Source organism: Tepidiforma bonchosmolovskayae (assembly GCF_008838325.1).
In the GTDB taxonomy this organism is placed as follows: Bacteria; Chloroflexota; Dehalococcoidia; order Tepidiformales; family Tepidiformaceae; genus Tepidiforma; species Tepidiforma bonchosmolovskayae.
The window spans coordinates 492,179-514,095 of record NZ_CP042829.1; the positions used below are offsets into that span (position 1 = coordinate 492,179).

A 21,917-nucleotide genomic window follows, 5' to 3' on the forward strand; every position below is an offset into this window, starting at 1 on the left:
GCGGCTAAATGCCGGTGCTGACGCCGATGAGCCTGCCGATGCCAAAGGTGATGGCGGAGGCTGCGAGGCCGAAGCCGAGCATGCGCGAGCCCGAGAAGAGGACGCCGCGGCCGGTATAGAGGGTGATGGCAGCACCCACTCCGAACAGGCCGAGGGCGCTGGCGGCCGCGCTGGCCGCGACACCCGCGACGCCGCCGACGATGAGCCACGGCAGGACGGGGATGATGGCGCCGGCGCTGAAGGTGAGGAAGGAGGTAATGGCCGCGACCCAGGCGTTGCCGGCCTCTTCTTCGGACATGCCGAGCTCTTCGCGGGCGAGGGTATCGAGCGCCTTTTCGCGGTTGGCGAGGATGCGGGTAGCCGTGGCGCGGGCTTCCTCCTCATCGAGGCCCTTGGCGCGGTAGATGAGGACGAGTTCTTCGAGCTCTTCATCGGGCATGAGGGCGAGCTCGTCCCGCTCGATTTCGAGCTGCCGGGAGAAGGCCTCGGCGGAGCTGCGGACGCTGATCCACTCGCCGAGGGCCATGCTGAGGGCGCCGGCGAGGAGGCCGGAGATGCCGGCGAGGAGGACGACGCTGCGGCCGGGGTTCGCGCCGGCGACACCCATAACGAGCGAAAGATTGGAGACGAGGCCATCGTTGGCGCCAAGGACCGCGGCACGGAGGGCGTTCCCGGTGCCGCCGCGGTGGCGGCCTTCGAGGCGGGCGATGTCGACGTCGACAGGACGGCCGCGGGTGGAGCGGGCGAGCTCGCGGAAGAGGCGGGCGTGTGAGCGCTCGTCGCGGGGGAGGTCTGCGGCGATGGCCTCGGGCTGGTTGTCGTACATGGTGTAGGCGGACGCCTCCATGCGGGCGACGATGGGGCTGACTGCAGCGGTCCCGAAGCGGCGGGCGAGCCAGCCGAGGACGCGGACGCGGAACGAGGGGCGGTAGGCCGGAACTTCGGCGCCTGCTTCGCGCAGCTTCTGCTCCCAGAGGTCGCGGTGGCGCTCTTCGCTCGCCGCGAGGCGGAGGAAGACCTCGCGAAGGTGGGGGTCGTTTTCGGCCTCGGCGAGCGCGCGGTAGAGCGCGATGCCATCGACCTCGTCGCGGAGGTTGCGGCGATAGCGTTCGATGTCAGCGGGTGTGGCGGTCATATGGAACGATTCTAAGTTTGGACCCGGACAATGCGCGCGTGGCGCTGCTGGCCCGGGCGATTAGGCGGCGCGTACTGCGCGCGGGGGGTCAGGATGCGCGGTCGAGGAACCAGCCCCACGCACCAAGGCTCCGGTTTTCTGCGAAGCGGAACCAGGTGCCTTCCCGGCGGAGGTGCTCGATTTCGGCGGCGAGGGCCATGCCGGCGTCGCGGACCCAGACGCTGCCGCCGCACGGGCGGTCGTCGATGACGGTGAAGCCGCGCGCCTGCCAGTCGGCGAGCCATGCGTCGAGCGGCAGGCCGGCCGCCAGCCCCGGGGATTCCGGGGCCCGGGCGGGCGGCGGCGGGGGCGGCGGGGACGTTTCCGAGGGGCGGACTGCGGGGCGCCGCGGCCCGGGCGGAGGAACGTGCTGCCACGGCTCGAGGAGGGCCCGGAAGATACGGTCCTCGGCCGAGGCCGGCGCCGGCGCTGGCGCTGGCCGCGGTGACGGCGGCAGGCGGAGCGAGGCCGGCGGGGGCGGCGGACCGGGCTGGAGGGGCCGGGCTGCCGGGGGCCGTTCGGCCTGCGCCGGGGAGGGCACCACCGGCGGGCCGGGGCGGGGGAAGGCGGCCGCCGCCGGTACCGGCACGGCGGGACGGTGCGGGGCATGCAGAGCCCGGGGCGGGGCGCCCGGCCCGGGACCGGCACCGTTCGTGGAGACGCCCGCCCGGCCGGGGAAGGGCATCCCCAGGGCGGCGGCGAGCCTCGGAGCGATGGCCTTGAGGGCCTTGGCCTCGATCTGGCGGATGCGTTCGCGGGTGACGTCGAAGCGGCGGCCGATCTGCTCGAGGGTCAGCGGCGGGCCGGCGAAGCCGAAGCGGAGCTCGATGACCGCACGAGCGCGTTCGTCGAGGGTTGCGAGGACCTCATCGATGGCGTCGGAGACGGCGCGGGCCTCGGCGAGAACGGCGGGGTCGCGGGAGGCCGGCGAGGGGAGGAGGTCGCCGAGGACCACCTCTTCCCGGTACGGGTTCGGGCGGGTGTTCGCGGGTGAGATGGTGGTATCGAGCCGCAGGCAGGGGAGGAGGGTGCCGCTCATCGGCGGGGGGAAGATGCTGGCGACGCGCTGCAGGGTTTCGTCGGTGGAGCTGACCGGCACGGGAATCACCCGGCAGGGAGTCTAGCGGCAGCGGGCGCCGGTGGGACGGCCAGGCCGGAAAGACGACAGCGTTTGTCGCGATCGGGGAGCGGCGCGGGGTCTAGACCTTGCGGTTAAAGGCAGCAGCGGCGGCATCGACGCCGGAGGCGATGATGGTTTCGACGGCATCGGCGGCGCGGTCGGCGGCGGCCTCGAGCAGTTCGCGGTCGGCAGGAGAGGGCGGCGAGAGCACCCAGTCGGCGACGATGTCGGGGTCCCAGGAGGGCTCGCCGTTCACGGTGGGGCGGCCGATACCGATGCGGACGCGGATGAAGTCGAGGCCGGCGTGCTGGGCGATGCTCTTGAGGCCGTTATGTCCGCCGTGGCCGCCGCCGGCGCGGACGCGGATCTGGCCGACGGGGAGGTCGAGTTCGTCGTAGACGACGATGGTGCGGGCGAGGGTGCAGCCGGTCCACTGGAGGGCCTGGGCGACAGCCCGGCCGCTGGCGTTCATATACGTCTTGGGCCTGACGAGGGCGATGCGCTGGCCCTGGAGCGTGCCGACGCCGATCTGCATCAGGCTGCCGACGGACTTCGGCTGGGTGCCCGCGCGCTTTGCAAGGCGGTTGACCACCCAGAAGCCGACGTTATGGCGCGTACGGGCGTACTCTTCGCCGGGGTTGCCGAGCCCGACGACGAGCCAGTCGGCGGCGAACCGCGGGCCGGGGGCGCCGGAGCTCCTGCGGAAGGGCATGGTTGGAGTGTGGCATGGCGGGTTCCTTCGCCCAACGGCGTCGGCGGGAATGCGTAGAATCGGGGCATGCCGCTGGTGGAGTTCGCGACGGACCTCGTCTTCGGAGGGCTGTACGGGGCGCTCCTGTGGGTGATTGCCCTGGCTGCCGCGATTCCCTATGCGGCGTTGCAGGGCATCCGGCGGCTCCGCCGGGCGATTGGAGGAACGGACCATGGCGACACGCGAACAGGTCGATGAGCTGCTGGAGAAGATGGCGGCTGAACGGGCCAACCTTATCCGGGTGGCAGAGGGGCTGAGCCCGGAGGATGCGCTCCGGGTGCCGGTCGACGCGGAGGGGGAGGAGCAGTGGACGGCGCTGGAGCAGCTTGCCCACCTGTGCGAAATGGAGCGGACGTATGACGCCTGGGTGCGGGCGGCGCTCCGGGAGGAGAACCCGGACCTTTCGAAGGTGCCGTGGCAGACCGTGCCGATCCCGGTGGAGGAGGCGAACCGGTACACGGTGGCGGACCTCCTGCGGCAGCTGGAGCTGGAGCGGCAGTACACGCTGGGGCTGATCGATGGGATGCGGCTGGAGGACTTCGACCGGGTGGCGACAAGCCCGATGTTCGGGACGCTCACGGTGCTGCAGTGGCTGCGTTCGTTCTACCGGCACGACCGGCAGCACACGGCGCAGATTCTCGGGCGGCAGAGCGACTACCAGCCGAACTTCAAGGGGCGAGAGCCGAACCAGCGGAAAGCGCGCCTCGAGCTGGTGGCGCGGAGGCAGCAGGGACTCGCCTGAGGACGCGGGTCAGGCGGAGGAGCGAAGGCGCGACTCGTCGCCGGGGAGCGGGGCGAGCTCGACCGGGATGACCATGCGGCGGCCGCAGACGGCGCATTCGCGGATGCGGATGGCGCGGGTGCGGACGTCGACGAGGTAGCGCCATTCGTGACGGCAGGGGTCGTACGTGCGTTCCATGCCATCAGTATCGGCTGAGGAGATGAACGAATCGTTTCTGATGACGGCGACATGTCAGGTTGGCGTGCGGGGTGCACCTGCAGCCGTTTGCGTTGCCCGGGGCCGTGAGGCGGCCCTATAGTACCGGGCAGCCCCATGCTCATCGACATCCACAGCCACACGTGGCCCCGGTCGCACGACAGCGTATTGAACCCGGATGACCTGATTGTCCGGGCGAAGGCGGCGGGGCTCGATGCGATTGTGTTCACCGAGCACGACACGGTCTGGGACTACAAGGCGATCGAGGAGCTGCGGGCGAAGCACAACTTCCTGGTGCTCGCCGGAGTAGAAATTTCGACGGACGACGGGCACATCCTTGCGTTCGGCATCGACAAGTACGTGTTCGGGATGCACCGCTCGCGGGAGCTTGCGGCGTACGTGGAGAAGGTGAACGGGGCGCTGATCGCGGCGCACCCGTACCGGCGGCAGATGCCGTGGTTCTCGCGGAACGACGATGAGTACCGGGCGGCGCTGGAGAAGGCGGCGCGGAACCCGGCGTACCAGTACGTCCAGGGGCTGGAGGAGATTAACGGGCGGGGCTCGGACAAGGAGAACGAGTTCTCGCAGCGGCTGTGCGAGATGATGCACCTGCCGGGGACGGGCGGGACCGATTCCCACGCGATCTCGGACATCGGCAAGTGCGCGACGTATTTCGAGCGGGAGATCCGGGACGAGCGGGAGCTGATCGAGGAGCTGCGCGCCGGGCGGTTCTATGCGGTGGACCTGCGGACGGGGAAGCCGATCGCGGTGCGCGATGCGCGCCGGGAGCGAATGCGGGAGTAATCCCGCGCAGGTCGTCATGGCCGGGATGCCGGGTTGCCCGCTCTTCTTCACAGACCGCGGGGCCGAATAGTAGTATGCGAGACGCCCACGCGGCAGGAACGCAGCACCCCCGACGGGAGAGGAGCCCCGAATGGCCTACGTAATCACGGAACCCTGCATTGACGTCCAGGACCAGGCATGCGTCGAGGTCTGCCCGGTCGACTGCATCCACTTCGACGAAGGCGAGGACCGGATGCTGTACATCAACCCCGACGAGTGCATCGACTGCGGTGCATGCGAGCCTGCCTGCCCCGTGACGGCGATTTTCGCGGAGGATGACGTCCCGGCGGACCGCGCGGTGTATAAGGAGATCAACGTGCTCTGGTACAGCGATAAGGCGGCCGCGCGCGCCAAGGTGAACGAGCTGAAGCCGCCGGCCTGATCTTCCGGCACCCGGCAACGACGACGAAGCGAGCCAGCCGGTCGCCGGCGGGCTCGCTTTTCGTTGCGCAGGCTTGACCCTGCGAGGGCCTCGGCTAGATTTGAACTGTTGCGCCACGTATGGAGCGTGGCTGAGGGAGTACCCAGATGGCTGAACGCGTGACCATCGAGGCGGCGCCCCGGACCGTCCTCGGCAAGAAGGTGAAGCAGCTCCGGGCCGAAGGCCGGCTGCCGGCGAATGTGTACGGGAAGGCGATCCCGTCGCGGGCGATTGAAATTGATGCGCGCCAGTTTGCGCGGACGATTAAATCGGCCGGCCTGCGGGCGATGATCGAGCTCAAGGTGGCGGGCGAGACGGAGCCGCGGTACGTGATCCTGCGCGGGATTGCGCGGGCCCACGGAACCGGGGAGCCGATCCACGTGGACTTCTTCCAGGTCGACCCGGAGCGGCCGATTACGGCGAACGTCCCGCTGCGGCTTGTCGGCGAGGCGCCGGCGGTGCGCGACCTTGCGGGGACGCTCCTCCCCGGCATCGAAATTGTGTCGGTGCGGTGCCGCCCGCTGGATATTCCGGACACCATCCCGGTCGACATTGCACCGCTCAAGGGGTTCGACTCGGTGCTGACGGTGGGCGACATTACGCCGCCGCCGGGGGTCGAGATCCTGACGGACCCCTCGGTGGTGGTGGCGACCGTGGCGAAGCCGCGCCTGCGCGGCCAGCGCGGCGGCTAACCCCAGGGCGCTGTGGCCGAACGAAACTACCCGGCGGACCAGGCAGAAGCGGGCCTGCGGCTGTTTCTCGGCTGGTTCGGGCCCCACTACGCGCGCAGCACATCGGTTGAGGACGCAAGTTCGGACGGGACCACGCTGACAGCGAAGGTCATCGTCGGGCGGAGGTGGTCGCTGCGGACGACCGTGGTGAACACGTTCGGGCCCGATGCGACGGTAGCGTGGGAGGCAGCGCGGGCGGCGCTCGAACGGCGGCTGGATGCGGAAGGGCGGCCGCTGGCGGTCTGGGTGCCGCGGGGCGCCAGCTTCCCGAGCGAGGAGCCGGGGCTCTCACAGTTTGTGCTGAGTCTCGACGAGGCGAAGCGGCTGGATGACGGCCGGCTCGAGTTCTGCAGGCCGGTGAACCTGTACCTGCGGCGGGTGGCGACGACGGGCTCAGTGGTGACGGCCCTGGGCGGGCTCGCCGGGCATTGGGCGCAATTCACGAACCGCGTTCCCGGGACGTTCCAGCTGAACTCGAATGAGCTGTTCCGGCTGCCGGCTTCGCAGGAAGAGCGGCAGAAGCTGTTCGATCGGATCGTGCTGGCGTCGCAGCAGCCGGAGGTGGATGACACGGTGGTGGTGCCGGCGCGGGACTGCTGGACAGCGAACGACCTCGGGGGCGGCGGGGCGTGTATCCTCGGGACCCCTGCGCCGGAGAACGACGAGTGGAGTGCGTCGCTGCGGCGGAACCTCCGCCGGCTGGTGAAAGCGGCGAACGAGGCCCCAGCGGGCGGGGCGGATGCGCGCGCGCTGGTCGTGCTGGGGCCGGCGACGTACGCGGAGGATGAGAAGCTCTCGTGGGCGCTGCGGGGGATGGACCCGACGCTTTACGCGGGGTTCGACATCCTGGCGGTGATTGCCGACGGGGTGGTGAAGCCGATCCTCCAGCCGGGGCGCTCGGTGCTGCCGTGGGATGCGCCGCTGCGCTGACGCGGGCGCGCGCCGTTCGCCCGACCCGGGCATGATCGGCAGAGCACACCGGCAGAGGAGGGCTGGATGACCATCCGGCGCGTGGGATTCGTCGGACTTGGGATTATGGGCGGGCCGATGGCGGCGAATCTGCTGGCCGCCGGCTACGAGCTGACGGTCTGGAACCGGACGGCGGCGAAGACCGAGCCGCTGGCCGCTGCAGGGGCGCGCGTGGCGGGGTCGCCGGCCGAGGTGGCCGCCGCCTCGGAGGTGACGTTCACGTGTGTGACGGCGTCGGCCGATGTGGAGGCGGTGGTCCTCGGGCCGGGCGGGGTCATCGAGGGCGCGACGCCGGGCAGCATCGTGGTCGACTGCTCGACCATCGCGCCGGCCACTGCGCGGAAGGTGCATGCACGGCTGGCGGAGCGGGGCGTCGCGATGCTCGATGCGCCGGTCTCGGGCGGCGACGTGGGCGCGAAGGCGGGGACGCTCGCGATCATGGTCGGCGGGGATGCGGAGACGTTTGAGCGGGCGCTGCCGGTGCTGAGGGCCATCGGCAAGACGATCGTGCACGTGGGGCCGCCGGGGGCCGGACAGGTGGTGAAGCTGTGCAACCAGGTCGCGGGCGGCCTGAACCTGCTGGCGATGGCGGAGGCGATCAGCCTGTGCCGGCGGTCGGGGGTTGATCCGGCGAAGATGCTGGAGGTGGTGTCGGCGGGGGCGGCCGGCTCGTGGATGCTGCAGCACCTGGGCCCGCGGGCGGTGGCCGGCGACTTCGCGCCGGGGTTCATGGTCGACCTGATGCAGAAGGACCTGGGGCTGGTGCTGGAAGCCGCGCACGAGACGCACACGCCGCTGCCCGGCTCGGCGCTGGTGCGGCAGCTGTTCGAGATGCTGCAGGCGCGGGGGCGCGGACGCGAGGGCACGCAGGCAATCGTCGAGGCGCTGGCGCTGCTGGCCGGCGAGACCGGCTAGGCGACCGAGGGGCCGTCGCTGTCGCCGTTTCGGCGGAGGAGCGAAATCACGGCTGCGCCGCGGGGCCGGTCGGCGAGCTGCCGGTCGGCGGCGGCGAACAGGTCGGCGGCATCGCAGTCGACGCCGGTCGCGACGCCGAAGGCGAGGGAGACGGGCACGAGGTCGGCCCATTCTTCGAGGTTGCGGCGCTCGACCTCCTGGGCGATGCGGCGGGCGATGAGGCGGCCGACGGTGAGGTCGGCGCCGGGGAGGATGATGCCGAAGTCGTCGCCGCCGATGCGGGCGGCGAAGTCCCCGCCGCGGATGCAGTGATGGATGGCGGCGGCGGCCCTGCGTAGCATGTCGTCGCCGGCGTCGTGGCCGTGGGACTGATTGACGACGCGGGTGCCGACGAGGTCGGCGAGGATGAGGGTGACCGGCTCGCGGGTGCCGCGCCGGGCGCGGCACTCCTCGCGGAGGCGCTCGTCGAAGGCGTGGCGGTTGAAGAGGCCGGTGAGGTGGTCCGTGCGGGCTTCGCGTTCGAGCCAGCGGACCATGGTGTCGCGGCGGCGGAGGGTGCGGTTCTCTTCGACGGCGGCGGCGAGGCGAAGGGTGAGCTGGGCCTCATCGAGGCTGTTGAGCGTGAGGAAGTCGTGGGCGCCGAGCTTGAGCGACGGCACGGCTTCGAGGGCGGGGTCCTGGTCGAGGAGGAGAACGACGGCGACGTCGGGCCGGCGTTCGCGGAGGGCGCGGACCAGGGGTGCGGCCGGGTCGTGCCAGAGGCGGGCAGAGACGAGGGCGACATCGAAGGCGCCGCCGTCGAGCAGACGGCCGGCCTCCTCAACGCCGCGCGCGGCGTGGGGCACAAAGCGGGGCGACGCCTCGAGGAGCTTCCGCAGGGTGCGGATGTGGGCGATGTCCTCATCGATGATGAGGACGCGGAGCGAGCGGGGCGTGCCCGATGGCGGAGCGGCTCGGGTGGTCATGCTGAAGTCCCTGCTCTGAGTATCGGCAGGTTCTCGACAGAAGAAGAGGCCCGCCGGGGTGCCCCGGCGGGCCCTGGATGGCCCGGCGATGCGGCTGCGCCTAGAAATCCCGGCCGGGGATCTTGATGTCGTCGGCGGGCGGCGCGGGGTTCGCGATGCCGGCCATGAGCTGGGTGGGCACGAGCATGCGGAGCTCATCGAGCGTCCATTTGCCGTGCTTGTAGATGTTGCGAAATGGCGGATAGAGGTCGGCGAGGAGGCCGATGTGGCCGCCGGCAACCTGGAAGATGCGGCCGTTGATATTCCAGGCCTCGTCCAGGAGAAGGTAGATGGTCATCGGGGCGACCATGTCGGGTGTGCGCATGGCGGCGGCTTCTTCGGCGGCGCGGTTGGCTGCGGACTGCGGCGGGCCGCCGGCGGCGGCGATGCCGCGCTGGGCGCGGAGTTCGCGCGCGCTCTGGGGGACGGTGGCGGTGAGCCGCGTGGCGGCCCCGGGCGCGATGCAGTTCACGGTGACGCCGTAGCGGCCGAGGTCGCGCGCGGCGACGCGGGTGAGGCCGGCGACCCCGGCCTTGGCGGCGCCGTAGTTCGCCTGGCCGGAGTTGCCCTGGAGGCCGGAGACCGAGCTGAAGTTGACGATGCGGCCGTAGCGCTGCTGGCGCATGAGGACGGAGGCGGGCTTGATGGTGGTGAAGTGTCCCTTGAGGTCGACGCGGATGACGTCGTCCCACTCCTCTTCGGTGAGGTTGAAGATCATGCGGTCGCGGAGGATGGCGGCCAGGTTGATGAGGCCGTCGAGGCGCCCCCAGGTATCGAGAGCGGTGCGGATGACGCTCTCGCCGCCCTCCATCGTCGAGACGTCGGCGAAGTTGGCGACGGCTTCGCCGCCCATTTTCTTGATTTCCTCGACGACCTGGGCTGCGGGGCCATCGTCGTGGCCGGTGCCGTCGGGGTTGACGCCGGGGTCGTTGACGACGACGCGTGCGCCTTCAGAGGCGGCGAGGAGGGCGCATTCACGGCCGATGCCGCGGCCGGCGCCGGTCATGGCGATGACTTTGCCCTCGAGGAGGTTGCCCATGGGTTGTGCTCCTTATGCGGCAGAATCGGCGGCGCCGTCAGCTGTTGATGATGACCGTGGCTGAGCCGGGGGTGGTCTTCTTGCCCTCGGGGTTCTCGGTCCAGATTTCGAGGTCGACGAGCTTCTGGCCGTTTTCTTCGTACTTGCGGGTGACGACGCCCCTGCAGAGGATGTCCTGGTTCGGGTAGTCCATCCCGCGGTAGCTGCAGCCGAAGCGCTTGATTTTGCCGTTGCCGCCGAGCCAGTCGTGGAGGAGCTGGCCGAGGAAGGCGTGCTTCAGTGCGCCGTGGACAATGATGTCGCTGAGGCCGGTGCTCTTGGCGAAGTCCTTATCGTAGTGGATCTGGTAGAAGTCGCCGGAGGCGGCGGCCCAGAGGACGAGCTGCTGGGTGGAGCAGTTCTTCTTGAGTTCGGGGATGGCCATGCCTTCGCTGATCTCGTTCCATTTCGCTGCCATTGCGGTGCTCCTCGGGGTCAGTAGCGGATGCTGGTGCCGGTCATGATGGCGACGACTTTGCCATCCTGGTTGGTGTAGACCGTTTTGGTGGTGGTGATGAGCATCTGGCCGATGCTGCCTTCGCGTTCTTCGTAGGAAGCGACGTGGGAGCGGGCGGTGAGGACGTCGCCGGCGCAGATGTCGTCGAAGTATTCGATGTCGGTGCCGCCGTTGAGGACGCGGGTGAGCGGGCGGGACGGCTGGGGGCCGATATCGAAGCCGCGGCGGCCGCCCGCGCGCGGATTGTAGACGGGGGTGCCGAGGTAGCCGGGGGGCGCGACGAGGCTGCGGTAGCCGGCAGCTTTGGCGGCGGCTTCGTCGTAGAAGATGGGGTCGGTGTGGCCGACGGCGCGGGCGAACATGCGAATGGAGGTCTTATCGACCTCGAGGGTGTAGGGCTCGGACTCCTTGCCGACGTGGGCGCGCATCTCATCGGTGATGAGCGGCGTCTTCTCCTGTGTCACGGGGCCAACTCCGCAGGATAGTTTGTGCGCGGGGAACGATACGCGAGCGGCAGCGGCGCGTAAACGGGAGGCGGATGGTATTCCCTGCGACGGCGGGCGCGGCTAGAATCCCGCGAATGGCGTTTCTCGCGTTTCCCGAAGGTTTTCAGTGGGGCGTCGCGACGGCGGCGTACCAGATCGAAGGTGCGGTCCACGAAGACGACCGCGGCATGACCATCTGGGACACGTTCGTCCGGCAGCCGGGGCGTGTGCAGAACGGCGATACGGGGGATGTGGCGTGCGACCACTACCACCGGTACCGCGAGGACATCGAGCTGATGGCGAGCCTCGGCATCCAGACGTACCGGTTCTCGCTGGCGTGGTCCCGGATTTACCCGTTCGGCCGGGGCGCAGTGAATGAGAAAGGCCTGGCGTTCTACGACCGGCTGATTGATGCCCTGCTCGAAAAGAACATCCAGCCGGCGATTACGCTCTACCACTGGGACCTGCCGCAGGCGCTGCAGGACCTCGGCGGGTGGATGAACCGGGAGACGACGGATGCCTTCGCGGCGTACGCGAAGACGGCCTTCGACCGGTTTGGAGACCGGGTGACGCGCTGGATTACGCTGAACGAGCCGATCGTGTTCACGGAAATGGGGCACCGCACGGGTGTGATGGCGCCGGGAATCCGGGACCTCGGGGCGTACGCACGGGCGATCCACCACGCGCTGCTGGCGCACGGGAAGGCGGTGCGGGTCTTCCGCGAGGGCGGGTACCGCGGGGAGATCGGCATTACGAACGCGAACACGTTCTACGAGCCGGCGGACGATTCGCCGGAGACGGCGGCGGCCGTGGAGCGGGCGCGCGATTTCGACACGCGGCTGTTCCACGGGCCGGTCTTCGGGCGAGGGTACCCGGCGACGGTGGTGAAGCATTTCGCCGAGCGGGGCGTTCCGCTGCCGATCGAGCCGGGCGATATGGAGGTCATCGCGACGCCGACCGACTTCCTCGGGGTGAACCTCTACTCGCGGGGCCTGATCCAGGCGGCGAACAACAGTGTGGGATTCACGTACGCGCCGCCGCGGCTGCCGCTCCTGCCGATGGGGTACGAGGCGGCGCCGCATGCGCTTGGGGCGTTCGTCCGATGGGTTTCGCGGGAGTACGACCGGCCGCGGATCTACATCACCGAGAATGGGGTCTGCGACAACACGGAGCCGGACGCCAGCGGCGTGGTCGACGACACCACGCGGCAGGAGCTCCTGCGGGGGTTCCTCGCGGGGCTGCACGGGGCGATTGCCGACGGCTGCGATGTGCGGGCCTACTACCAGTGGTCGCTGATGGACAACTTCGAGTGGGCGTTCGGCTACAGCAAGCGGTTCGGCATCGTGTACACGGATTACCGGACGCTGGCGCGCATCCCGAAGAAGTCGGCGGAGCTGTACGCGGAGATCATCCGCAGGAACGGGGTCGAGGTCTGAAGACAGCCCTGCTCAGAGGAGCTGCTCGATCGCTTCGATGACCTCGGGCGCGTCGGGCGGGGTGCGGGGGTCGAACTTCGCGACGACGTTGCCGTCGCGGTCGACGAGGTACTTCTGGAAGTTCCAGAGGACGTCGCCGCCCAGCGGTGCGGGGAGCGAGGTGAGGGCCCGGTAGAGCGGGTGCATGCCTTCGCCCTTGACGGAGATCTTGGCGAAGAGCGGGAAGGTTACCCCGTAGTTGAGGTCGCAAAAGGCGGCGATCTCCTCGTTCGTGCCGGGCTCCTGACCCATAAAGTCGTTGGCAGGGAAGCCGAGGATTTCGAAGCCGCGGTCGCGGTAGCGTTCGTAGAGGGCCTGGAGGGCAGCGTACTGGGGGGTGAGGCCACACTTGCTGGCGACGTTGACGAGCATGAGGACCTTGCCGCGATACCGCTCGAGCGGCTCTTCCGTGCCGTCGATCCGCTGCATGGTGAACTCCAGGACCATCGAACAACCTCCGCGGGCGAACGTGCCCCGACGATCGTAGCAGGGCGCTGGCGAACGGCGCTCGCCGGGCTCAGCCGGAGGCAAACCACGAGACGATGCGAACAGGTACAAACCGGACCACGGGCAGGGCTTCGAGGTCCATCGTGCGGTACTGCGGGTAGCGGGCGCGGAGGGCCGCGAGAGCTTCGGGCCAGCAGTCGCCCCGTTCGAGGACGACGGCGTCGACATCGAGACGGACCCATGCGAGGCGGGACCAGTCGTCATCGTAGCGGTCGACGAGGAGGGTCGCGCGCGGGTCGCGCTGGAGGTTGGCGATGCGGGCGAGCCTGCCGGGGCGCTTCGGCTTTTCGTCGACGGACATGGCGAGGACGGGGCCAGCGGGCTCATCGAGGAGGGCGAAGCAGACAGGGACGAGGTGGGGTCGGCCATCGCGGGCGATGGTCGCGAGCCGGGCGACCGGTTCGGATGCGAGGAGGGCGCGCTCGCGCGGGCCGAGGCGGGCGGCGGGCATGGCGGAAGGGTAGCGGAATGCGGGCAGCGGGGGCGATGCGGTAGAGTGCGGGCATGGGGCGCGTGGTGCTCGCAGCGGACTTCGGCGGCACGCACCTGCGGGCGGGAATCGTCGATGAGCGGGGCGAGGTGCTGTTCCGGGAGGACCACCCGACGCCGCCGCAGGCAAGCCCGGGCGAGGCGGTGCAGCTGGTGGTGGACCTGCTGGCGCGGACCGTGGAGGCGTCGGGGGCGGCGCCGGCGGCGGCCTGCATCGCGACGGCCGGGCTGATCAATGCGAACGAGGGGAAAGTCATCTTTGCGCCGAACATTGCCGGCTTCCGGAATGTGGTGCTGACGACACCGGTGGCCCAGCGGCTGGGCATCCCGGCGTACATCGAAAACGACGCCTCGGCGGCTGCGCTGGGGGAGTTCCGGTTCGGCGCGGGACGGGGAACGCGGCACCTGCTCCATGCGACCCTTGGGACGGGCATCGGGGGCGGCATCGTCATCGATGGGCGGCTGTACCGCGGCGCGCAGGGGCTGGCGGGGGAGATCGGGCACATCGTCATCGACCCGGCGGGGCCGCGGTGCACGTGCGGTTCGCGCGGCTGCCTCGAGGCGCTGGTGAGCGGCGTGGCGTTCGCGGCCCGGGCGCGGAAGCTGCTGGAGCTGGGGAAATCGGCGGTGCTGAAGGAGCTTGTCGGCTACGAGGAGCCGACCGCGGTGCACCTGTTCGACGCTGCGAAGCGGGGTGACCGTACCTGCGAGGCGGAGATCCGGAACGGCGGGCACATCCTCGGGCTGGGGCTGGGGAGCCTCGTGAACGTGCTGAACCCGGATGCGGTGACGCTTTCAGGGGGGCTGCTGGCGATGGGCGAGATGCTGCTGGGGCCAATGCGGGAGGCGATGCGGTCGATGGCGTACGGGCCGGCTTCAGGGGCGCTGGTGCGCATCGGCGAGCTGGGGGAGAACACGGGATTGCTGGGCGCGGCGGCCGTGGCGTTCGAGCGGCTGGAGTCAGACTGAATCAGGCCCCGAGGTGGGCGGCGAAGAAGTCGGCGATACGGCGCCAGCTGTCCTCAGCGGCGGCGGGGTTATAGGCGACTTTCATGGGCCCCCAGGCACCGAGTTTCGCGATGAGCCCGCTGTGGCGGTTCATGTACGAGTGGCCGGCGTCGGGGTAGATGACGACGTCGTGGGGGATGCCGAGGTGTTCGAGGTGCTCCAGCAGCCGGCGGCCCTGCGGCGCGAAGAGGCGGTCGCGGGCGCCGTAGCCGGCGAGGATGGGGCAGGCGCCTTCGAGGGCGGCCGGGTCTTTCGGTACGGCGCCGTAGAAAACGGCTGCGGAGCGGTACGGCGCGCGGGCAGCGAGGAGGAGGGCGAAGCCGCCGCCCATACAGAAGCCGATGACGCCGAGGCGGGCTGGGTCGACCTCCGGGCGGGCGCCGAGCCAGGTGCGGGCGGCTTCGAGGGCTTCGAACGCGGGGCCGGAACCGCGGGAGAGGTCGCGGAAGGCCCGGACGATGCAGAGCGGCCGTGGCCCGAGGGCGGCGAGCAGGTCAGGGGCTAGGGCCACCCACCCGAGGGCAGCGACGCGGCGGGCCTGGGCGCGGATATCGTCGTTGAGGCCGAAGACCTCGTGAATGACAAGGATGCCCGGGCGCGGCGCCGGGGCGGGGTCATCGGGCGCGGCGAGGAAGGCGGGCATGGCCCTGCCACCGGAAAGGGGGACCTGATGGTGGGCTTCCATGGGAAGGATGGTGCCTGAGCTGCGCTGAAATGGCGAGCCGCCCGGCGGGTGTGCCGGGCGGCCCGGGCGGCTGATTTGCGAGGAGGGGTTAGATGCGGCCGGCCATGGCGCGGAGGCGCCGGATCCGCTCATCCAGCGGCGGGTGGGTGCTGAAGAGGTTGGCGAGGCCTTCGCCGCGGAACGGGTTGGCGATGTAGAGCGCGGAGACGGCCTCCTGGGCAGGGGTGGGCTCCATCGGCACGGCGGCGATGCCCATCTTCAGCTTCTCGAGGGCGCTGGCGAGCGCCAGGGGGTCGCGGGTGACGCGGGCGCCGGTCTCATCGGCGGCGTATTCGCGGGAGCGGCTGATGCCGAGCTGGAGGAGCGTCGCAGCAATGGGTGCGACCAGGATGACGAGGAGGGCGACGAGGGGGTTCTGGTCGCGGTTGCGGCCGCCGAAGATGGAGGACCACATGAGGACCTGGGCGATCATCGAAATGGCGCCGGCGATGGTCGCGACGATCGAGCTGGTGAGGATGTCGCGGTTCTTGACGTGGCCCATCTCGTGGCCGATGACGGCGCGGAGTTCGCGCTCGTCGAGCAGGCGGAGAATGCCGGTGGTGACGGCGACGACGGCGTGCTTTGGGTCACGGCCGGTGGCAAAGGCGTTCGGCGAGGGGTTTTCGACGATGTAGACGCGCGGCATGGGCATGCCGGATGCGCGGGCGACCTCGCGGACGATCTGGAAGAGGCGGGGGTGCTCGGCTTCAGAGATTTGGCGGGCGCCGGCCATAGCGAGCGCGACACGGTCGCTGAACCAGTAGGCGAAGAAGTTCATGACGCCTGCGAGGAGCAGGAAGAAGATGGCTCCGCCTGTGCCGCCGATGAGACCGCCGACGGCCACGAGGAGACCGGTGAGGGCAGCGAGCAGGACGGTGGTTTTCAGGAAGTTCATGGTCGAGAGCTGGCTAACCTCCTGGATACAAGTATAGGCCGCGGCCGGGAGGCCGGGCGGGCAAGGCCGGGTTAGGGCAAAGGAAATGCGTCTTTCTTTTCGGGGATCGATCGGTCCCGGTTTCTCGTACCCAGTGTACCGGCCCGGAGACCGGGGCCGGAAGTTACCTGTACAGGGGGGGGTTCTCATGAAGGTCTTTCGATGGAGGTCGCTGCTCCTGTTCGCGGGGGCGGCGATTGCCGCAGCCGGGATGGCCGCGTGCGGCGGTGGCGATGATGACGCCGAGCCGACGCCGCTGCCGACCGCGCCGGCAGCGGCCGGGGATATCGTCGAGACGGCAGTGGCTGCGGGGAATTTCACGACGCTGGCACGCGCCCTCGAAGCGGCGGGCCTGGTGGAGACCCTGAAAAGCGCAGGGCCGTTCACGGTGTTTGCGCCCACGGACGCGGCGTTCGCTGCCCTGCCGGCCGGGACGCTCGACCGGCTGCTGGCGAACAAGGAGGAGCTGACGAAGGTGCTGACCTACCACGTCGTGGCGGGGAAGGTCACTTCGGCGGACGTGGCGAAGCTGACGGAGGCGACCACGGTTGAGGGGTCGAAGCCCCGGATCAAGGTGGAGGGCGGCAGGGTGATGATCAACGACGCGACAGTGACGACCGCGGACGTTATGGCAACGAACGGGGTCATTCACGTGATCGACCGGGTGCTCATCCCCGAGTAAACGCCAGCTTCACGGAAGCTTGCGGCGGGGGCTCGGGCGGAGCCCCCGCCGTCGTGTTGCGGGGCAGCGAACGCCGGAATTCAGCGGGCCAGTCCGTGATATTCGGGGTTGGGGAGGACGCCGGCGCCACTCATGAGCCGGTTGGTGAAGTTGAACATGGAGGTGACTTCGACGATGTCCCAGCAGTCTTCGTCGGAGAAGCCGAGAGCGCGGAGCTCGTCGATGTCGTCTTCGGTGACGGTGACGGGGTCGAGGGTGAGCTTCACGGCGAAGTCGAGCATTGCCATGTGCTTTTCGGAGAGGCCGGCCTTGCGGTAGTCGAGGGTGATGCGGTCGCCCTGGACCGGGTCTTTGAGGATGGCGCGGAGGGCGAAGCCATGGGTGGTGAGGCAGTAGAGGCACTGGTTCTGCATGGAGACGACGACGGCGATCATCTCGCGTTCGGCCTTGCCGAGGCCGGGGGTTGGCTCCATGACGGCCTGGTAGTGGGCGTACCACTTGAGCATCCGGTCGCCGCGCCAGGCAAGGGCGCGGAAGACGTTGGGGACGAAGCCCATGCGCTCTTCCATCTGGTCGAACAGGGCGCGGGCTTCGTCGGAAAGCTGGTCGCGCTCGAGGACGGGGAACCAGGAGATGCGTTCGCTGCTCATGCGGGGAGCGTGCGACGGCGCAGCGCGGACGTCAACGGCAGGGTCAGTTGACGCGGGGGTCGGCGGGGGCCCAGGCGAAGAGCTTCAGCCGGCCGGGCTGGCGCTGGAGGACGCGGCGCCAGAGGGTGGCGGGGTCGGGGTCGAAGGCGTCGCCTTCGAGGGCAGGGACGACGAACCAGGCTTCTTCGGCGATTTCGCGGTCGAGCTGGCCGGCGCTCCAGCCGGAGTAGCCGGCGAAGACGCGCGCTTCCGCGAGGCCAGGCCGATAGTCGTCGACGGCGCGGGAGAGGTCGAGCAGGGCGACGTCGCCGACGACGCGATTGGCCGGGGCTGCGCCGGGGTGGAAGCGTCCGAGTGCGATGGCGGCGGTGGGTTCGACCGGGCCGCCCTGGAAGACGACGGGCGGGTCGGCGGCGAGACCGGCGAACTGGGGGAGGTGGTCGGCGACGGGCGCCTCCATGACGGGGCGGTTGAGGACGAGGCCCATGGCGCCGTCGGGGTCGTGCATGCAGACGAGCACGACGGTGCGGAAGAAGTTTGGGTCGACGAGCGAAAGGGAGGCGACAAGGAGCTTTCCGGCGAGCGATTCGGCCACGGAGTGATCTTGCCGAAGCGGAGATGCAGAAGCCAGCCGGGTCAGCTGGCGAGGCGAACTGAGTTGCGCACCTCGGCTTCAATGGCGCGAACCAGGGCCATCAGCTGTTCAACCTGGTCACGGATGGAGGCGAGCCGGGAGGCAGGGAGAATGTGCCGGTCGCTGAGCGTCTTGAGGAGGCCCCGCAGTTCGTCAAGGCGGGACCGGGCTCCGGACAACGATCGCGCGAGGTCCAGGCGAGTCTGGGCGTCATACGGGGGGTAGGAAGCATCGGCGCAGGCAATGTGGGCGAGGACGGTTACGCCGGCGTCGGCAACCTGGGCTCCGTAATAGCGGTGCTGACCGAGTTCATGCTCGATATCCAGGCAGGTTTCCGACACCTCATGCGCCAGTCCAAAGGCGAGGAGCAGGAGACCACGGACATCGCGCATAGAGCAGCCTCAGTGGTCGTCGGGAAGGGCCCCCGGGCAACCCCCTCTGCGATGAGCATCGGGCACGCGCAGCGGGTCCCTATCAGGGAATTCCCGGATATTGTGCGAAGTTCCGGTCAGCCTGGCAGAGTGGTCGGCACGGTGCCCAGGCCGACGACGCCGCGGGCGGCGAGGTCTTCGAGCTCGGCGTCGGCGAGGCCGAGTTCGGCGGCGAGGGTTTCGCGGGTGTGTTCGCCGAGGAGCGGAGCGCGCTGGAGTTCGACCTCGGAATCGCTCAGGTGGATCGGCGGCGCGAGGAGCTGGAATTCGCCGACGGTCGGGTGTTCGATCGTGCGGATCATGTTGCGGGCGCGGAGGTGGGGGTCATTGAGCAGGTCTTCAGTGTCGTAGACGGCGCTGCAGGGGACGCCGGCGGCGGCGAGGTGGTGCATGGCTTCGAACTTGGTGCGCTTGCGGGTCCAGCCGGCGATGATCTCCCAGAGGGCGTCGCCGTTGGCGTGGCGGTCGCGGACGGTGGCGAAGCGGGGGTCCATGCCGAGCTCGGGCATGTCGATGGCGGCGATAAGGGCGTCCCACATGCGGGTGGTGACGACCATGATGTAGATGTAGTCGTTGGGGCCGCCGGGGGCGCAGGGGTAGAGGTCGGTGGGGACGACGGTGCGGTTGCCGCGGCGCTGGATGGGGCTGGAGCGCCACTCGCGCTGGGACATGGGCTCGCGCATGAAGTTCGCGATGATTTCCTGCATGGCGATTTCGACGACCTGGCCGCGGCCGGTGCGCTGGCGCTGGACGTAGGCGGCGAGGATGCCGAGGGCAGCGTGGACGCCGGAGCCGGTATCGCCGAAGGTGGCGCCGGGGCGCATGGGCGGGCCGTCGGGGTCGCCGGTCACGCTGAAGGCACCGCCGGCGGCCTGGGCGATCATGTCGAAGCACTTGTAGCCGGCGCAGGGACCGGAGGTCCCGAAGCCTTTAATGGTGGCGTAAATGATGCCGGGGTTGAGCGCGCTGAGGACGTCGTAGCCGAGGCCGAGCTTCTCCATGGTGCCGAGGGTGAAGTTTTCGACGACGACATCGAACTTCGGCACGAGGCGAAGGAAGAGGTCGCGGCCTTCGGGGGTATCGAGGGCGATGGCGACGCTCTTCTTGTTGTTGTTGAAGGAGAGGAAGTAGTAGGAGTCGCGGCCTTTTCCGGCAACGTTGCGGCCGGGGTCGCCGACGCCGGGGCGCTCCACCTTGACGACATCGGCGCCGAGCCAGGCGAGGTACTGGGTGCAGGTTGTCCCGGCTTCGTACTGGGTGAGGTCGAGGACCTTCATGCCGTCGAGCGCTGCCATCTGGGGCCTCCCGGTGGGGATGGCGGGGAGTGTAGCAGGCGGCGGGACGTTCAGCTGGCCGCGGGCGGGCCGCCGGAACCCGACGGGGGCGGCGATTTCCGCCGGCGCTCGAGGAAGCGACGGATGGGGCGGGCGAGGGCTGCGCCGATCATGCCGACCGAGATGCCTGCGAGGCCGCCGAGCACCATCCAGGGAACAACGGAGCCGCCGCCGCTGCCCTCTTCGACCCGGAGTGTGCCGGCGGGGCGGGCGCCCGGGCTGGCGGCAGGGCCGGCCGACGCCGCGCCGGCGACCGCCCCGGACTGCCGGGCCGGGAAGAGGTTCGGCTCGCCGGGAGTCGGCCGCGAGGTGACCGCCCAGAGGCCGGGGTCGGGCTCGGCGAGGGGGTCGCGGAGACCGAGGGTCTCGCCGGCTTCCGGGGCGGGCGGCGCGGGGTCGAAGACATCGGGGCGGGCGCCGAAGGAGAGTTCGTCGACGACCCGGCCGGCGGGGTCGCGGAGGCGGAGGACGTCGCCGGTATTGCCGAGGCCGTTGCCGATTTCGCCGTCGGGCACACGCACGACGGGGACCGCCGGGTCGAACTTTGCGGCGGCGCCGGCGACGACGGCGTAGCCGCCGGCAGGGATGACGAGGGAGGGCAGGGTGTCGGAGGATGCGGCGTCGGCGATGACCCAGCCGGCGAGGTCGACGTCGCCGGGGCCGGGGTTGAACAGCTCGACCCATTCGTAGGGGGCGTCGCGGCCGGTTTCGGGCGGGTCGCTCATGAACTCCGTGATGCGCAGCGAGCCAGACGACGGACCGGCGGCCTGGGCCTGGACGGGCGGCGCGGGCGGGGACTGGCCCCGGCTCGAGGACCGCGGGGTCGGAGAGGGTTTCGGGGTCGAGGCCGCGCCGGAGGCCGCCGTCGTCGGAGCGGTGGTGGCGCGCGGCGTGGGCGTCGGCGTCGGCGGGGGTTCGGCGACCTCGCCGAACCAGGCGTCGTCGAAGCAGGCGGTGGCGGCGGCGCTGCCGGGACGGAGCATGAGCCGGACGCGGGCGGAGCGGGCGTCGGGAGGCGCCTGGAGCGGGCCGGTGGCGAGGCGGGTCCAGCCGCCGGAGGCCGGGTCGCTGTCGGCCTGGTCGCCGCCGGTTCCGGAGCCGTCGGCGGAGGTGTACCAGGTCACGCGGAGGAACGCGTCGCCGCCGCTGGCCGCGGCCCAGGCGACGGCCTCGTACCAGGCGCCGCCAGCGACGGGGACGGCCTGGTAGAGCCACTTGGTTGAGGACGTATCGGAATCGAGGCAGCCGGCGTAGCGGCCTTCGTAGGCGTCGGAGGAGGCGCGGAGCTCGCCGCCGACTTTGGACCAGTAGGCCGGCCTGCCGGACTGGACCACTTCGAAGTCGCCGTTGCGGAGGAGGCCGCCGGAGGCGGAGCCGGGCGGCAGGGTCGGGGTAGCGGTTGGGGGCATGGTCGGCGTCGGCCGGGGCGTGCTCACGCGGGGCGGCGTGGGAGTTTTGGTGGGGGTCGGGGTTTTCGTCGGCGTTGGCGTCCGGGTCGGGGTCGGAGCGCCGGGGGCGCCGCCGGGGCCGTCATCGCCGGCGCCGGCATCGCCATCAGCCGCGGGGGTGGGGGTTGCGGTGGCGGCGGGCGTGGGGGTGGGGGTCGGGGTCGGCGTCGGGTTGCCGGCTGACTCGACAAGGCTGGCTTCGACAAGGCCGACGGTTGCGCCGGCCTGGCCGCGCAGTTCGATAACGAACATCGCGAAGAGCGTGCCGGGGGGCGCGGACGGCGTCATGACATCGAGGCGGAGGTTCGCGCTGAGCTGGTATTCGGGGGAGGAAACGGTCGCCGCGGGGATCGGGCCCTCAGTTTTCCAGAATTCGAGGCGGAGCCGCGCGGTAACGCCGGTTTGGCCGGAGATTCGAACCGAGGCGTCGTAGCGGTTGCCGGGTGCGGCAGGAGCTACCTGGGAGACGGTGGCCCGGTCGAGGGTGAGACGGAAGGCGTCGCCGTCCGGTTCGAGGCCGTTCAGGGTCCAGGCGTCATCGACCGGCGGCTGGAAGGCGGGGTTTTCGAGGAGGTTGCCTTCGGCTGCGGCGCGCCGGGCGCCAGGGCCGGCAGGCAGCAGGGAGGCGGTGACGATTGCGAGGCACGCCAGCGGGAGAAGGATGGTTCGTCCGCTCCGCGGCATCCGGGTTCCTCCCGCCACGAGAAGAGGTGGGG

27 protein-coding genes are annotated in these 21,917 nt (G+C 70.2%); 10 read left to right on the forward strand and 17 right to left on the reverse strand.

Translation table 11 applies throughout. The annotated features are described in order from the left end of the window. Window positions 1–4: 4 nt before the first annotated feature. The 3 genes from Tbon_RS02520 to pth all read right to left on the reverse strand — a co-directional run bounded on the left by Tbon_RS02520 (window position 5) and on the right by pth (window position 3,006). Window positions 5–1,135: a VIT1/CCC1 transporter family protein gene (locus Tbon_RS02520; protein ID WP_158066148.1), complete on the reverse strand. Its 1,131-nt coding sequence runs from the start codon at window positions 1,133–1,135 to the stop codon at window positions 5–7. An 88-nt stretch (window positions 1,136–1,223) separates the two neighbouring features. Further along, the gene (locus tag Tbon_RS14325) at window positions 1,224–2,282 is read right to left on the reverse strand and encodes a sigma factor-like helix-turn-helix DNA-binding protein (RefSeq protein ID WP_318655378.1); all 1,059 of its coding nucleotides are present in this window, start codon (window positions 2,280–2,282) and stop codon (window positions 1,224–1,226) included. A gap of 91 nt (window positions 2,283–2,373) precedes the next feature. Further along, the gene (gene pth, locus Tbon_RS02530; protein WP_158066149.1) at window positions 2,374–3,006 is read right to left on the reverse strand and encodes an aminoacyl-tRNA hydrolase; all 633 of its coding nucleotides are present in this window, start codon (window positions 3,004–3,006) and stop codon (window positions 2,374–2,376) included. 66 nt (window positions 3,007–3,072) lie between these two features. Between pth and Tbon_RS13695 the strand changes: the two genes are divergently transcribed. Continuing rightward, window positions 3,073–3,243 carry a hypothetical protein gene (locus tag Tbon_RS13695; protein WP_192498081.1) on the forward strand — a complete coding sequence of 57 codons (171 nt, stop codon included), beginning with the start codon at window positions 3,073–3,075 and terminating at the stop codon, window positions 3,241–3,243. Then, on the forward strand, window positions 3,218–3,787 hold the full coding sequence (locus Tbon_RS02535; RefSeq protein ID WP_192498082.1) for a DinB family protein: 570 nt from the start codon (window positions 3,218–3,220) through the stop codon (window positions 3,785–3,787). The genes Tbon_RS13695 and Tbon_RS02535 overlap by 26 nt, the downstream gene beginning before the upstream one ends. Window positions 3,788–3,796: 9 nt before the next feature. Here Tbon_RS02535 and Tbon_RS13700 read toward each other — a convergent pair whose 3' ends face one another. Then, window positions 3,797–3,964, reverse strand: coding sequence for a hypothetical protein (locus Tbon_RS13700; protein ID WP_192498083.1), 168 nt, complete (start codon window positions 3,962–3,964; stop codon window positions 3,797–3,799). A 135-nt stretch (window positions 3,965–4,099) separates the two neighbouring features. Between Tbon_RS13700 and Tbon_RS02540 the strand changes: the two genes are divergently transcribed. From Tbon_RS02540 to Tbon_RS02560, 5 genes are all read left to right on the forward strand, one after another. Beyond that, the gene (locus Tbon_RS02540) at window positions 4,100–4,786 is read left to right on the forward strand and encodes a CehA/McbA family metallohydrolase (RefSeq protein ID WP_158066151.1); all 687 of its coding nucleotides are present in this window, start codon (window positions 4,100–4,102) and stop codon (window positions 4,784–4,786) included. Between the two features lie 130 nt (window positions 4,787–4,916). After that, window positions 4,917–5,207 (forward strand): 4Fe-4S dicluster domain-containing protein, encoded by a 291-nt coding sequence (locus Tbon_RS02545; protein WP_098503539.1) that lies wholly within the window; start codon window positions 4,917–4,919, stop codon window positions 5,205–5,207. Window positions 5,208–5,353: 146 nt separating this feature from the next. Beyond that, entirely contained in the window at window positions 5,354–5,938 is a 585-nt protein-coding gene (locus Tbon_RS02550; protein WP_158066152.1) for a 50S ribosomal protein L25, read from the forward strand. 12 nt (window positions 5,939–5,950) lie between these two features. After that, entirely contained in the window at window positions 5,951–6,907 is a 957-nt protein-coding gene (locus Tbon_RS02555) for a hypothetical protein (protein ID WP_158066153.1), read from the forward strand. A gap of 66 nt (window positions 6,908–6,973) precedes the next feature. After that, the gene (locus Tbon_RS02560; protein WP_158066154.1) at window positions 6,974–7,861 is read left to right on the forward strand and encodes an NAD(P)-dependent oxidoreductase; all 888 of its coding nucleotides are present in this window, start codon (window positions 6,974–6,976) and stop codon (window positions 7,859–7,861) included. On the opposite strand, the gene Tbon_RS02565 is transcribed toward Tbon_RS02560, so the two are convergent. From Tbon_RS02565 to Tbon_RS02580, 4 genes are all read right to left on the reverse strand, one after another. Next, a complete protein-coding gene (locus Tbon_RS02565) occupies window positions 7,858–8,826 on the reverse strand; it encodes a GGDEF domain-containing protein (RefSeq protein ID WP_192498084.1) in 969 nt (322 codons plus the stop codon). The two genes, Tbon_RS02560 and Tbon_RS02565, sit on opposite strands and share 4 nt — an antisense overlap. 100 nt (window positions 8,827–8,926) lie before the next feature. Next, window positions 8,927–9,904 (reverse strand): SDR family NAD(P)-dependent oxidoreductase, encoded by a 978-nt coding sequence (locus tag Tbon_RS02570; protein ID WP_158066156.1) that lies wholly within the window; start codon window positions 9,902–9,904, stop codon window positions 8,927–8,929. Between the two features lie 37 nt (window positions 9,905–9,941). Then, entirely contained in the window at window positions 9,942–10,361 is a 420-nt protein-coding gene (locus Tbon_RS02575; protein WP_158066157.1) for a MaoC/PaaZ C-terminal domain-containing protein, read from the reverse strand. A 17-nt stretch (window positions 10,362–10,378) separates the two neighbouring features. Then, window positions 10,379–10,864 (reverse strand): MaoC family dehydratase N-terminal domain-containing protein, encoded by a 486-nt coding sequence (locus Tbon_RS02580; RefSeq protein WP_158066158.1) that lies wholly within the window; start codon window positions 10,862–10,864, stop codon window positions 10,379–10,381. Between the two features lie 116 nt (window positions 10,865–10,980). On the opposite strand from Tbon_RS02580, the gene Tbon_RS02585 reads away from it, so the two are divergent. Continuing rightward, window positions 10,981–12,321 (forward strand): GH1 family beta-glucosidase, encoded by a 1,341-nt coding sequence (locus Tbon_RS02585; protein ID WP_158066159.1) that lies wholly within the window; start codon window positions 10,981–10,983, stop codon window positions 12,319–12,321. 12 nt (window positions 12,322–12,333) lie between these two features. Here the strand turns inward: Tbon_RS02585 and Tbon_RS02590 are convergent, their stop codons facing one another. Together Tbon_RS02590 and Tbon_RS02595 are read right to left on the reverse strand one after the other, a co-directional pair. Next, window positions 12,334–12,807 carry a glutathione peroxidase gene (locus Tbon_RS02590; protein WP_158066160.1) on the reverse strand — a complete coding sequence of 158 codons (474 nt, stop codon included), beginning with the start codon at window positions 12,805–12,807 and terminating at the stop codon, window positions 12,334–12,336. Window positions 12,808–12,877: 70 nt separating this feature from the next. Next, window positions 12,878–13,318: a TIGR03668 family PPOX class F420-dependent oxidoreductase gene (locus Tbon_RS02595; RefSeq protein WP_158066161.1), complete on the reverse strand. Its 441-nt coding sequence runs from the start codon at window positions 13,316–13,318 to the stop codon at window positions 12,878–12,880. A gap of 53 nt (window positions 13,319–13,371) precedes the next feature. On the opposite strand from Tbon_RS02595, the gene Tbon_RS02600 reads away from it, so the two are divergent. Then, complete coding sequence (locus Tbon_RS02600) at window positions 13,372–14,325, forward strand: ROK family protein (RefSeq protein ID WP_158066162.1); 954 nt, start codon at window positions 13,372–13,374, stop codon at window positions 14,323–14,325. 1 nt (window position 14,326) lies between these two features. Here the strand turns inward: Tbon_RS02600 and Tbon_RS02605 are convergent, their stop codons facing one another. Next, entirely contained in the window at window positions 14,327–15,049 is a 723-nt protein-coding gene (locus Tbon_RS02605; RefSeq protein ID WP_192498085.1) for a dienelactone hydrolase family protein, read from the reverse strand. An 88-nt stretch (window positions 15,050–15,137) separates the two neighbouring features. Then, complete coding sequence (locus tag Tbon_RS02610; RefSeq protein WP_158066164.1) at window positions 15,138–15,983, reverse strand: zinc metalloprotease HtpX; 846 nt, start codon at window positions 15,981–15,983, stop codon at window positions 15,138–15,140. A 250-nt stretch (window positions 15,984–16,233) separates the two neighbouring features. Between Tbon_RS02610 and Tbon_RS02615 the strand changes: the two genes are divergently transcribed. Next, window positions 16,234–16,704 (forward strand): fasciclin domain-containing protein, encoded by a 471-nt coding sequence (locus Tbon_RS02615; RefSeq protein WP_158068225.1) that lies wholly within the window; start codon window positions 16,234–16,236, stop codon window positions 16,702–16,704. A gap of 80 nt (window positions 16,705–16,784) precedes the next feature. Here the strand turns inward: Tbon_RS02615 and Tbon_RS02620 are convergent, their stop codons facing one another. The 5 genes from Tbon_RS02620 to Tbon_RS02640 all read right to left on the reverse strand — a co-directional run bounded on the left by Tbon_RS02620 (window position 16,785) and on the right by Tbon_RS02640 (window position 21,885). Continuing rightward, a complete protein-coding gene (locus tag Tbon_RS02620) occupies window positions 16,785–17,354 on the reverse strand; it encodes a peroxidase-related enzyme (protein ID WP_158066165.1) in 570 nt (189 codons plus the stop codon). A 43-nt stretch (window positions 17,355–17,397) separates the two neighbouring features. After that, window positions 17,398–17,949, reverse strand: coding sequence for a YqgE/AlgH family protein (locus tag Tbon_RS02625; protein ID WP_225734683.1), 552 nt, complete (start codon window positions 17,947–17,949; stop codon window positions 17,398–17,400). A gap of 41 nt (window positions 17,950–17,990) precedes the next feature. Then, window positions 17,991–18,380 (reverse strand): hypothetical protein, encoded by a 390-nt coding sequence (locus tag Tbon_RS02630; protein WP_158066166.1) that lies wholly within the window; start codon window positions 18,378–18,380, stop codon window positions 17,991–17,993. 116 nt (window positions 18,381–18,496) lie between these two features. Next, window positions 18,497–19,714 (reverse strand): CaiB/BaiF CoA transferase family protein, encoded by a 1,218-nt coding sequence (locus Tbon_RS02635; RefSeq protein ID WP_158066167.1) that lies wholly within the window; start codon window positions 19,712–19,714, stop codon window positions 18,497–18,499. Between the two features lie 50 nt (window positions 19,715–19,764). Further along, a complete protein-coding gene (locus Tbon_RS02640) occupies window positions 19,765–21,885 on the reverse strand; it encodes a lamin tail domain-containing protein (protein ID WP_158066168.1) in 2,121 nt (706 codons plus the stop codon). Window positions 21,886–21,917: the final 32 nt, after the last annotated feature.